General features: G+C 45.6%; 10 protein-coding genes. 3 read left to right on the forward strand and 7 right to left on the reverse strand.

What is annotated here, in order from left to right; all coding sequences use genetic code 11:
* Positions 1-122 precede the first annotated feature (122 nt).
* The 6 genes from ABW391_RS13755 to ABW391_RS13780 all read right to left on the reverse strand — a co-directional run bounded on the left by ABW391_RS13755 (position 123) and on the right by ABW391_RS13780 (position 7,858).
* A complete protein-coding gene (locus tag ABW391_RS13755; protein ID WP_353482458.1) occupies positions 123-2,732 on the reverse strand; it encodes an OmpA family protein in 2,610 nt (869 codons plus the stop codon).
* 170 nt (positions 2,733-2,902) lie between these two features.
* A complete protein-coding gene (locus tag ABW391_RS13760; RefSeq protein ID WP_353482459.1) occupies positions 2,903-3,850 on the reverse strand; it encodes an N-acetylornithine carbamoyltransferase in 948 nt (315 codons plus the stop codon).
* 20 nt (positions 3,851-3,870) lie between these two features.
* Positions 3,871-5,016, reverse strand: coding sequence for an aspartate aminotransferase family protein (locus ABW391_RS13765; protein ID WP_353482460.1), 1,146 nt, complete (start codon positions 5,014-5,016; stop codon positions 3,871-3,873).
* Between the two features lie 81 nt (positions 5,017-5,097).
* Complete coding sequence (gene argC, locus ABW391_RS13770) at positions 5,098-6,054, reverse strand: N-acetyl-gamma-glutamyl-phosphate reductase (RefSeq protein WP_353482461.1); 957 nt, start codon at positions 6,052-6,054, stop codon at positions 5,098-5,100.
* Between the two features lie 33 nt (positions 6,055-6,087).
* Positions 6,088-7,281, reverse strand: a complete 1,194-nt coding sequence (locus tag ABW391_RS13775; RefSeq protein WP_353482462.1) for an argininosuccinate synthase — start codon at positions 7,279-7,281, stop codon at positions 6,088-6,090.
* Positions 7,274-7,858 (reverse strand): GNAT family N-acetyltransferase, encoded by a 585-nt coding sequence (locus ABW391_RS13780; RefSeq protein ID WP_502916324.1) that lies wholly within the window; start codon positions 7,856-7,858, stop codon positions 7,274-7,276. The genes ABW391_RS13775 and ABW391_RS13780 overlap by 8 nt, the downstream gene beginning before the upstream one ends.
* A 522-nt stretch (positions 7,859-8,380) precedes the next feature.
* Here ABW391_RS13780 and ABW391_RS13785 point away from each other — a divergent pair.
* Positions 8,381-8,893 carry a hypothetical protein gene (locus ABW391_RS13785; protein WP_353482464.1) on the forward strand — a complete coding sequence of 171 codons (513 nt, stop codon included), beginning with the start codon at positions 8,381-8,383 and terminating at the stop codon, positions 8,891-8,893.
* 2 nt (positions 8,894-8,895) lie between these two features.
* Here the strand turns inward: ABW391_RS13785 and ABW391_RS13790 are convergent, their stop codons facing one another.
* On the reverse strand, positions 8,896-9,651 hold the full coding sequence (locus ABW391_RS13790; protein WP_353482465.1) for an NUDIX hydrolase: 756 nt from the start codon (positions 9,649-9,651) through the stop codon (positions 8,896-8,898).
* 434 nt (positions 9,652-10,085) lie between these two features.
* On the opposite strand from ABW391_RS13790, the gene ABW391_RS13795 reads away from it, so the two are divergent.
* Together ABW391_RS13795 and ABW391_RS13800 are read left to right on the forward strand one after the other, a co-directional pair.
* Complete coding sequence (locus tag ABW391_RS13795; protein WP_353482466.1) at positions 10,086-11,105, forward strand: beta/alpha barrel domain-containing protein; 1,020 nt, start codon at positions 10,086-10,088, stop codon at positions 11,103-11,105.
* 7 nt (positions 11,106-11,112) lie between these two features.
* Positions 11,113-11,642: hydroxymethylglutaryl-coenzyme A reductase family protein (locus ABW391_RS13800; RefSeq protein ID WP_502916325.1), on the forward strand; the 530-nt coding region annotated here is incomplete at its 3' end.

An 11,642-nucleotide genomic window follows, 5' to 3' on the forward strand; every position in this document is an offset into this window, starting at 1 on the left:
TGAAGGAAACACCTGAATCATTCCGATTTTTTGAAAATCCAACTATCGAGCAGTAGGTTTCAAGAAATTGGAATGGTTCAGGTGTTTCCTATCAAAATCAAACTTGTTGCGATCCTTTCTGATCAGTTTTTCAAATACACTTCTACATGCCGATTCTCGGTAATTTTCACCCGGTTTTTAGCGGACATGGTTGGTCTTTCTTCACCAAAATCCTGTAGCCAGATTCGATCATCGATCAATCCTTTGGTACTCAAATAGCTTTTGATGTTTTTTGCGCGGCGCATCGACAAGGATTTAGGGTCTGGTTCTTTTTTGTCTGCATATCCAGCCAATAAGAAAGACATTCTGCGGCGGAGAAAAAAGCGGGTCATCCAATTCAATTCTTTTTGCGTTCTTGCACTTACGCCATCGCTTTGCTCGCCAAACTGAACGTAACGCAACGGAATAGGGATGTCTTGGGCAACCATTTCTGAAATACCAATCGTAATGGGGTTTTCAACCAACCTCCCAACGTCTGGAATGGAGTCCAAATCAAGCTCAACATAAGTAGAATAAATGTCGGGATCATCCGCATAAATGATGGCGTACTTCGATTTTCCGGCAACGCTCAACAATAAAAATTCACCATTGGCATCCGATCGAGTCGAGTCGATTACCCGCTCAGTTTGGGCATCTACCAACTTTACCCAAGGCGATTTTTGGTATTTCTCGATTTGCCCTTTGATGATTTTTACCCGGCGTGGTCGATCGTAAGAAGGCAACTCTTGCATGAATAGATCACGTGATAATCCTGTTGTGTTAAGTGAAGTATAGGCTTGTACGCCGTTGGAACTGATGCTTAGTCCCTGGGTAAAATCATCACTGAAGCCATTGATCTGTTTGCCCAATGGCTTGGGTACACTCCAGTTGTGCCAGGTACTGTCGAGTCTGGTGGTCACCATCAGGTCTTGCTCTTCGAGTCCAAAGTTGCCATAAGAAGTAAAATAAAGCGACTCTCCGTCGATGTGCAAAAATGGCGCCCGTTCCTGCCAGGGAGTATTCACAATTGAATTGAGCAGGGAGGGTTCGCTCCAGGTTTTGGTTTTAGGGTTAAATATGGAGATGTACAAATCAATGTTGCTCTCCGTCAATAATGGAAAAGAATCCAGTGCCGCTTCATAAATCAGTACTTGGCCGTTCTCAGAAAGGGTGCCTCGTCCTATCCAGGAAAATGAATTGATAGCACTTGAAACCGGACTTGGGTTTGACCATGCCTTATCATTGCCATTGCGGGCACTCAAACAAAGTTTGTGGCCTGATTTCAGGAGCATCAGGTTTCCATGCAGGGCCAAAGATAGAGGCAGTTGATCTTCTTTGCCCGATAATGCAGGGATTCGGGTAGGAACAGTCCAGCTTGTATCGGCTTTTTCACTTGCGTAAATATCTAAGGTGGGGGTTTCTTCTCCATTGGTTTCTGACGCAAAATAAAGTACCGAAGCATCCAACTTGATTACAGGGGAGTAATCGTCCATTTTGGTTGAAGCAGCTAGTTTTTTGTAAGCCAGATTTTCCTCAGGAAGAGTAAAAGCGTGGACTGTGGTTGCAAACCAAATAGAATCTTTATTGAGGATGCCAAAAGAGGGAACACAAGCGGTGTCGCTTAAGTATGGGTAGAGCGGTTGGGCATAGCGGGTCAACTCAGCGGCTAAAGGCCAGGAGTGCTTTTCGTGCAATAGCTCGAGGCATTCCGTAAGTACCCAATAACTCCGGTTGCTGGGGGCGGTTGTTTTGAGGTAGTTTTTAATCAGCTTAACCAGTTCTTCATCGGAGATACCAAGGGTGAAATCCCCCCTCAACCATTTACTTGATTGTTGGGTTTCGAGCCACCTTTCCCGATTCTTTGCATCCAAAGCCTCCGCTTGAGCAACCAGGTCGGCATTTACAGGTTGTTCAAATGCATACGAGATGACCTGATCTAGGTTACTCCGAGGGTGATCATACATGAAATTGAGTAAACTTGAAAGCTGGTGGGTTTGCAAAGAATCTTTGAATTCACTCCAATAGCAATCATTGCAAGACCAATGAATGGGCAAATCTTTGCAAAAGCCTGGAAAATCTTGTAAGGGATAATCACGACAGTAAGCAAAGAGAATGCGGTAGACAAATTTGCGATCTGTAGCCAGACGCAGGCGGTTGGTTGATTTACGATGTTGTAAATAAATGGAGCGCAACGTAGCGTAGTCCTGAAATTTGTAATTGCTTCTAGTAAGTGAATCTTCAACAATGTCGTACCGATGAGACAAACTACTTGACATCTCTTGTCCCATCTCGGCTTTAAAATCATCAAGTACCAGAACGGAATCGCTTTTTTGAGCCAACTTTAAAGCTAGAGTCTGTAAGTTTCCGATTGCAGTTTGAAAATCTCGTGCCACGATTCCTTTCTTCTTAAAGCGTTTAGCATACTTCTCTGGCAATGCATTGAAACCTTTTAATGCATTGGATAATTTTTGATAAGTTGGCAAAAGCGCATTGAAATTTTTGGCATCTCGGAGTTCCTTGGTATGAAGTTTGTAAAAACCATACTCCACAGCATCCTGTTGAGAAGGTTTGCCTGATGCCCGGATGAAGGCGATTTCAGCTTTTTCTGGTTTCTTTTTTTCGAGAAGTTTGAAGCCTTTGAAGACTTGTGCATGAACGGAAATTGCCTGAATGCAGAGCATTAGGCAAAGTAGGGGATAGAACGACCTTTGCATGGAAAAACTGGATTTAGAGGAATGGATTCAAATGGGTTAATTCTCCATGCAAATATGCAAAAGTTATATACAAAAATTAACAATTTTAGGAAATAGAAAAATGAATTTTTTTTCAAATAAAGAAATTTAACTATACGTGATCCATTAATATTTTCGGTGTATTACAAGCCTCACAACCCCTCCAACACCTTTTTTACCACCGCCTGCGCTGCCCAAGTCCGGTTATTCGCTTGCTGAATTACAATTGAATTGGGGCCATCCAGTACTGCATCTTCCACTACTACATTGCGGCGTACGGGGAGACAGTGCATAAAGTAAGCATTGTTGGCCCAATTGGTCAATTTATCCTGGGTGATGCGCCAGGCTTCATCCTTGTTGAGAATCTGGCCGTATTCTGTGTACGAAGACCAGTTTTTGGCATAAATGAAATCTGCGCCTTCAAAAGCTTTTTCTTGATCGTATTCCAGGGTTACGCCATTCATGAATTCATCAGCCAATTCGTAGCCTTGTGGATTGGTTACTACCAAATCCACATCGGCAATCTTCATCCATTCCACAAATGAATTGGGTACAGCCTGGGGAAGCGCCCGCACGTGAGGGGCCCAACTGAGTACCACCTTTGGTCGGTCTTTCTTTTTAAATTCCTCAATGGTAACTACATCTGCCAACGACTGCAAAGGATGGCGGGTGGCCGATTCCAGGCTGATCACCGGAGCACTTGCGTATTTTTTGAAGGCCTCGATCACTTGTTCGGAGTAGTCCTTTTCACGGTCTTTCAAACCGGGAAAAGAGCGAATCCCAATGATGTCGGCGTATTGACTAACCACCGCTGCTGCTTCTTTGACGTGCTCGGCACTTGGGCCGTCCATGATGGCGCCTTCTTCAAATTCCAGCGTCCAACCCTGATCGGCGTTCATGCTGATCACTTGCATGCCGAGGTTCAGTGCAGCCTTTTCGGTACTCAGGCGGGTACGCAAACTGGGATTGAAAAAAAGCAATACCATCGTTTTGTCCTTGCCTGCATCCCGGTACATGAAAGGATCAGCTTTGATGTTGCGGGCCAGTTTTACCAGTCCCGCCAGATCGGTTGCGTCTTTAGCAGATGTGAAGTCTTTCATACTTTACTCCAATTGAAAATTTATTCCAGCTCCAGCTTGTTGAGGGCTTGATCCAGTTTTTCCGTAAATAAATCCACCTCTTTGATGCCCAGACAAAGGGCTGGCAGCAGGCGGATGACGTTGGGATTGGAAGAAGAACCCACAAAAACCTTTTCGTCAAACAAGAGGTTTTTGCGCAATTCAGCGGTGTTGAAATCAAACTCCATTCCGACCATCAATCCTTCGCCGCGAATCTCTTTAATTAATTCCACTTTTGCCAACTCATCTAGCAAATAATTGCCTACTTCCGCCGCATTTTGGATGAGTTTTTCCTGATACAATACTTCCAGTACCGCAATCGACGCGGCACAAGCGAGGTGGCTTCCGCCAAAAGTAGTACCCAGCATGCCGTGTTTGGCCTTAAATTTTGGATGAACCAGCACGCCTCCTACCGGAAAGCCATTGCCCATTCCCTTGGCCATGGTGATCAGGTCTGGTTCAATTTCGGGTACGTGCTGGAATGCAAAGAAGCGCCCACTGCGTCCGTATCCCGATTGAACTTCATCGAGAATCAATACCGTATCGTGCTTGTGGCACAGCGCTTGCAACTCTTGCAAGAAATGCGGATTGGGCACATAAATGCCGCCAACGCCTTGAATGCCTTCAATGATTACGGCGGCTACATCGCCTTTGGATATGCTTTTTGCTACAGCATCGAGGTCATTCCAGGGCAAAAAGTCTACGGGGAAAGTTTTGTTGATGGGCGCCTGAATATAGGGGCTGTCCGTAACATTCACCGCTGCTGAGGTGCGTCCGTGAAAGCTTTTTTTGAAGGCCACGACTTTGGTACGGCCATTGTGAAACGAGGCCATCTTGAGGGCGTTCTCATTGGCTTCAGCACCGGAATTGCATAAAAACAAGTTGTAACTGTCGCAACCAGAGAGTGCACCTAATTTCTGTGCCAACTCCATTTGCAGGTCATTCACGATGGAGTTGGAATAAAATCCGAGGGCATGCAACTGCTTCGTGATTTTGGCAATATAATGTGGATGCGCATGGCCGATGGAAATCACCGCGTGGCCACCGTACAAGTCCAGATAGGCCTCGCCTTTTTCGTCATACACATAATTGCCTTCGCCCCGCACGGGCTTGAGGTTGTAGAGTGGATATACGTCGAAGAGTTTCATTTTTCTTTTTTTTCCACGAATAAATTCGTGGGTTGGGATGATGGTATGGCCTCCCACGGCTAAAGCCATGGGGTGGCTGACTTAAAACGCGACTGACTTTAGGTTGAGGCCAGTCTTTTCTGGCAAACCGAAAATCAGGTTCAGGTTTTGGACAGCTTGACCGGAAGCACCTTTGGTCAGGTTATCGATGGCACTGATGATGAAGGCTTTGTTGCCGTGCTTTTCCACGTGTACCAGGCATTTGTTGGTGTTGACAACTTGCTTGAGGTGCGGGTTGGGCGCGCTAACAAAGGTAAAGGGTTCGTCAACGTAGGTTTGAGCGTAGAGTTCGTTCAATTCTGTTTCGCTCAGCTTGCAGTCCAGGTACATGGTGGCCAGGATGCCGCGCGTAAAATCGCCGCGGAGGGGAATGAAATTTAATACTCCTTCAAAGCCGGGTTGTGCCTGGACGAGACTTCGTCGAATTTCACCCAAATGTTGGTGATCGAAAGCTTTGTACACCGATAAATTGCTGGCCCGCCAACTGAAATGGGTGGTTGGGCTGGGCGCGTGTCCTGCACCCGTTGATCCAGTAGTTGCGTTGATGTGTACTTCAGTACCCAGCAAACCTGCTTTGGCCAAAGGCAACAAACCCAATTGAATAGCGGTTGCAAAACAGCCAGGATTGGCGATGCGCTTACTCCCTTGGATCGCCGAGCGATTCAATTCCGGCAAACCATATGCCCAGGAATCCTCCAGGCGAAAATCATTGCCCAGGTCGATGACGGCAACTTGATCGGGAATGGCGTCTTGGGCCATAAATGCTGGAGATTGCCCGTGCCCCATGCACAAAAACAGCACATCTACATCGGTTGACAATTCCGCGCTGAATTTGAGGTTGCACTCTCCCAAGAGGTCATCATGGGTTTCGTACACGTACTTGCCAGCTTGACTGGCACTTTGTACAAAACTTATTTCTACTTCGGGATGGTATTGCAAGATGCGGATGAGTTCACCTGCAGTGTAGCCACCGCCACCGATTATTCCAACTTTGATCATATTTTATGGGGTCTTAGGTTAAAACCCAAGACGTTATTTCTTGTGTACAGAATGGAAGATCTTCGTTTGGTTGCCCAGGATCTTCGTAAACCCTTTCACGTCTTCTCCGCTGAAGCCTTTGTTCATTTCTCCGTAGTGGCCAAAGGCGGAGTTCATCAAATCGTTTGGTGATTCAATGCCTTGTAGTTCGAAGCGGTAGGGCATCAATTTTACCCAAACTTTGCCCGAAACGTATTCTTGCGTATCTTCCAGGAAGGTCTCGATGTTGCGCATGACCGGATCCAGAAATTGCGCTTCGTGCAGCATCATACCGTACCAGTTGCCCATTTGGTCTTTCCAGTACTGCTGCCACTTGGTGAGGGTGTGCTTTTCCAGCAAGTGGTGTGCTTTGATGATGATGAGCGGGGCAGCAGCTTCAAAACCAACCCGTCCTTTGATGCCGATGATGGTATCACCTACGTGGATGTCGCGACCAATGGCATATGGCCCTGCCAATTGTTGCAGCGCCTGAATGGCTTCAGTAGGGTGGGAGTAGCTTTGGCCATTGACCAGTTGCAACTCTCCTTTTTCAAACTGGAGTTCTACCACTGAAGGTTCTTTTTCAGTAAGTTGGGTTGGGTAAGCCTCTTCGGGCAGTGATTTTTGAGAAGTGAGCGTTTCTGCTCCGCCCACGCTCGTGCCCCAAATGCCCTGGTTGATGGAGTATTTGGCTTTTTCCCAGTTCCAATTGTAACCGTTTTCGATCAGGTAATCAATTTCAGCCTGACGAGACAGTTGCATGTCGCGGATTGGGGTAATGATTTGCAGGTTTTGCCCCAATACGTTGAAGGCCAAATCGAACCTTACCTGGTCATTGCCCGCTCCTGTACTGCCGTGCGCTACCGCGCCTGCACCGATTTCCTGGGCATATTTGGCGGTTTCGATGGCCTGAAACATGCGTTCAGCGCTTACCGATAGGGGATAGGTATTGTTGCGCAATACATTCCCAAAAACCATGTAGCGGATGCACTTATCGTAGTAATCGGTTAAGGCATTGGCTACCCGAAAACTTTTGGCACCCAGCGCAAGCGCGCGTTCTTCCATGGTTTTCAGTTGTTCTACGCTGAAACCTCCTGTGTCAACAGTGAGGGCATGAACTTCTAATCCTTTGTCTTTGGTAAGGTGAAGGATACAATACGAGGTGTCTAGCCCACCACTGTAGGCCAGTACAACTTTATGATTAGACATTGGCAACAACAATTAGGTCTGATAAATCATGTTTCATTTGCTCTACCTCATTTTTGGAAGGCGCGAGCATGGCGGTACACAGGCACATCCGGCGCTGGTTGCGCTCCAGAATATCGAAATTTGGACAGCTTTTGCAGCCTGCCCAAAATGCTTCATCCTGAGTGAGCTCCGAAAAAGTAACCGGTTCGTACCCCAAGGAAGAGTTGATTTTCATTACCGCCAGGCTGGTGGTAATGCCAAAGATACGCGCATGAGGGTACTTGTCTCGCGACAATTCAAAAATGCGCTCTTTGATGCGGGTAGCCAATCCGTAACGGCGGTAATCCGGGGCAACAATCAAACCGGAGTTGGCCACGTATTGACCGTGACTCCAGGTTTCGATGTAGCAAAAACCCGCAAACTTGTCGCCTTGCAATGCGATAATTGCTTTGCCTTCGTGGATTTTTTTGATGATGTATTCGGACTTGCGCTCCGCGATACCAGTTCCACGGGCTTTGGCAGATTCACGCATTTCGTTGCAGATTTCTTCTGCATACTTTACATGCTCGGGTTGGGCTACCTCAACGATAAATTCCATTTCAGTCATTAAAGGTTTTACAGGTTTTTCAGGCCTGGATTTGGGTGAACAAAAAAACAAGCACACGCTCAAATCTGCATTTGTGTTGACGACCTTGTAAAAGTTAAACAAACTTTTGGTTTGCGCACACTTTAGCAATTTGCCATCAGGCACATGCATCTGAAAAATACAACTTTCTTGGTGGTATTTGGTAGGGAATTACATCCTACCCCGGTGGGTAAAGAAATATAGTCACGCCCCCAAAGGGCGACGTGTGAAACGACGGCGGTATGGCGTAAAGGTAATATGTATAGTCAGTTCGTTCATTGTGAGAACAAAAGTACGTTTCAGTGAACTGGAATGCAATATTCAAGGTCTTTTTTTTGGTTGTTTTTGAAAATATTAACGAAATACATTGGTTTGGACGGAACACTGGATTTGAAGTAGCGGTTTTTACGCTGGTTTAAATGGATTTTAACAAAAATATTTATCTTTCAAGTCTTGAGTTGGTATTTGTTAACCTTTCCCACAAATTTTACGAAGATGTTGTACTACTATCCTTTTCCATCCCGACTAAAATGGATTTCTCACCCTTTCAAAAGAGGCTATGAGTTTGTAGACGAGGGTGGTCAGTACATGGGAAAAATGCAATTCTCAACTTTTGGAAAGACCATCCAATCAGAATTGAATGGAATCGTCGTCAAATTTATATTGGAAGGCGTCTTTTTGAGGAAAGTACAAATTTTTGATGAAAAGGATCAGCATCTGGGTTATATCCAATTGTCTTTATTTGGCAAATCAATCATTCACCTGGATAACGGCGATGTATACATCTGGAAACGCAAAAATATTTTCATGCAGCATTGGCAGCTCATCCACGATTTGCCAAATACCGATAATGACCCGATTTCAATCGAATATCAATACATGCAACAATTTGTAAAAGAAAGCGGAGATATTCAAGTACTGGAAGAATCCAATCAAACTGAAACATTGACCTTGATCGGTTTCTTTTTAGGCATGTACTTTATCCGCCAGCGCAAAAAAAACCGATGAAATCAGTCATCATTCAACCGCAAATAAGCTGCATATTTTTCTTCATCAAACCTGTACAAATAAGGTGCTTTGTGCGCTCCTCCAGTCTTCCTTTCTTCCAGGCGTTCTAAAAAGCCATAACTCAGCATTTTCTTCTGGAAATTTCCCCGATCCATAGAGCGGCCACGAATGGTCTCATGCAACTTTTGCAATTCGATTAACGTGAATTTTTCTGGAAGCAAATTAAAACCAATTGGCTGGTAATCAAATTGTCGACGTAAGGTTTTTAGTGCAGTATGCGCAATCTGATTGTGGTCGAACAACAATTCGGGTATCTCCTCAAGATCCCACCAGCGACACTCTTCGGTAAATGGATCATCAGCTTTGGGCTCTACCAGGGAATATTCCACCAGGGCATAATAACCAATCGAGACAGCCCGCTCGGGCAAAAAATTATATTCAGGAGGAATGCCAACACGAGACATGATTTCCTTGCCGTTGTAGCGGTTGTTGGCCCCAAAGGCATGAAATTGTTGTAGATATATGGAATCCAGGCCGGTACGCTCCTGCAAAATCCGGTAAGCAGCCTGCTCTACATCTTCTGTTTTGTATATCCAGCCACCCGGCAACGACCATTCACTGCTGCCCTTCGTTTTCAGCAATAGGATTTTTAGTTGATTGTCGTGAAATCCAAAAACCACACAATCTACCGAGAGCTCACTCAAAGATTGATTGAATAAAGTCTTGATGTCGCCTAGTACCGTAAATAATTCGTCCATTTGAAAAAACTTTGAAAAAAAGCTTAGTGTGATTTGCACACAAAGATAATTATTCTTATCATTGTGTCACAATCACACAATGGTGTATTTGTAACTTATTTTTGTGGGACTTTGGAAATCGTTCCGCCTCCAATTTGCGATTACCTCTATGTAAATAAGCGTTTCTAATTTTGAGCAGGAAGCTCCAAGTCCGAACGTTCGCTCCTCAGGCTAAAATTTGTTCGGACTTGACTTCCACTTTTCGTATTAGTCAAAACTAGGTAAAAATTTATTTGTTCGAATCTTTTTTCTTTCTTTTCTCTGCACAAACATTCCATTACAAATCTTGTTTCACTCCCGAAATTGATTTTCCACGATTGCATCCAGCTAATTGCTTAATTTTGTTGGATGAATATTCCCTTTTGATGAAGGAGCCAAACAATTCGACCATTTTCATGAAGCCAGAACAAGATCCCACTGCTGAAGAACGCAAGCGCGATCACATTCAGCTTACTTTTCGTTCTCAAGTGCTGCATGGGGAACTGGATACCCGTTTTTACTATGAACCCCTGCACAGTGGGCATCCAACCGCGGGTTCATGGCCTTCATTTCCATTTTTAGGCCATATCTTTCAGGTGCCGATTTGGGTGTCGAGTATGACCGGAGGCACGGCCATGGCAAGTACCATCAACCATAACCTGGCTCGGGCTTGTGGCGAATTTGGCATGGGTATGGGTTTGGGTTCTTGTCGGGCCTTGTTGTACAGTGATGAGGTGTTGCCCGATTTTGCGGTAAAACCATTGATGAAGGGACAACCTTTATTTGCCAACCTGGGCATTGCCCAATTGGAACAACTCATTGAACGCCGAGAATTGTACCGGATTGATGTATTGCTCGACAAACTGGATGCCAGTGGCTTGATCATTCACGTCAACCCCATGCAGGAATGGCTGCAACCCGAAGGAGACCGCTTCTCTCAATCCCCTTTAATGACCATTGACGCGATCATCGAGCACCTGAAAATGCCGGTCATCGTAAAGGAAGTGGGGCAAGGCATTGGGCCCGCAGGTCTGCGGGAATTGTTGCAACGCCCTTTGGCGGCCATCGACTTTGCTGCTGCGGGTGGCACCAATTTTGCCAAACTGGAATTGCTGCGCGCTACCGAAGCCAAGCAATTGATTTTTGGCCAGTTGGCTCATGTTGGGCACAGTGCCGCCGAAATGGTCGATTTTGTGAACCAGGCTTTGATTGACTTAGGGGATAAAGTAAAATGTCCTGCGGTCATCATTTCTGGCGGGGTTCAAAATTTTTTGGATGGGTATTACCTCATCAACAAACTCAAGATGCCAGCGGTATACGGCCAGGCATCAGGGTTTCTCAAGCATGCTCAAGGCGATTACGAAACCTTGCATACATACATCGCTGCCCAAATTGAAGGTTTGGAGCTGGCACAAGCATTTTTAAAGGTCAGATAGAACGAGAATGCAGGAAAAGACAATTTCAGGACTCCACAAGCTGAGTAAAGAAGAAAAAATGCAGTGGTTGGCAGAACACTTCACTGCTGCACCAGAATCGACCATCGCTGCATTGCGCAATTTTTGGCACGATGATGCCGAATTGCAGCGGGTGATGGATGGGTTTAGTGAAAACACCTTGAGCAACTACTTCTTTCCTTATGGAATTGCGCCCAATTTTTTGATTGATGGCCGCATTTATGCCGTTCCAATGGTCATCGAAGAGAGTTCGGTGGTAGCGGCGGCAGCAAGTGCTGCCAAATATTGGCACAGCAAAGGCGGCTTTAAAACGGAAGTTTTGGGTACCACCAAATTGGGGCAATTGCACTTTAGTTGGTCAGGAGAGGCAGCAAAACTGCAAAGCTTGATGCCTGAATTGCGCACTTACCTGCTCCATGATGTGCAGCACATCACCGCCAATATGGAAAAACGGGGTGGGGGAGTACGGGACATTCAACTGCTGGACATGAGCAGTCAGGAACGGGATTATTACCAATT

Source organism: Haliscomenobacter sp., from assembly GCF_040403615.1.
Classification (GTDB): domain Bacteria; phylum Bacteroidota; class Bacteroidia; order Chitinophagales; family Saprospiraceae; genus Haliscomenobacter.

What these genes read in the sequence shown, in the direction of transcription:
- ABW391_RS13755 (WP_353482458.1), bottom strand. Translation starts at nt 2,732, where the DNA reads ATGCAAAGGTCGTTCTATCCCCTACTTTGCCTAATGCTCTGCATTCAG.
- ABW391_RS13760 (WP_353482459.1), bottom strand. Translation starts at nt 3,850, where the DNA reads ATGAAAGACTTCACATCTGCTAAAGACGCAACCGATCTGGCGGGACTG.
- ABW391_RS13765 (WP_353482460.1), bottom strand. Translation starts at nt 5,016, where the DNA reads ATGAAACTCTTCGACGTATATCCACTCTACAACCTCAAGCCCGTGCGG.
- argC (WP_353482461.1), bottom strand. Translation starts at nt 6,054, where the DNA reads ATGATCAAAGTTGGAATAATCGGTGGCGGTGGCTACACTGCAGGTGAA.
- ABW391_RS13775 (WP_353482462.1), bottom strand. Translation starts at nt 7,281, where the DNA reads ATGTCTAATCATAAAGTTGTACTGGCCTACAGTGGTGGGCTAGACACC.
- ABW391_RS13780 (WP_502916324.1), bottom strand. Translation starts at nt 7,858, where the DNA reads ATGGAATTTATCGTTGAGGTAGCCCAACCCGAGCATGTAAAGTATGCA.
- ABW391_RS13785 (WP_353482464.1), top strand. Translation starts at nt 8,381, where the DNA reads ATGTTGTACTACTATCCTTTTCCATCCCGACTAAAATGGATTTCTCAC.
- ABW391_RS13790 (WP_353482465.1), bottom strand. Translation starts at nt 9,651, where the DNA reads ATGGACGAATTATTTACGGTACTAGGCGACATCAAGACTTTATTCAAT.
- ABW391_RS13795 (WP_353482466.1), top strand. Translation starts at nt 10,086, where the DNA reads ATGAAGCCAGAACAAGATCCCACTGCTGAAGAACGCAAGCGCGATCAC.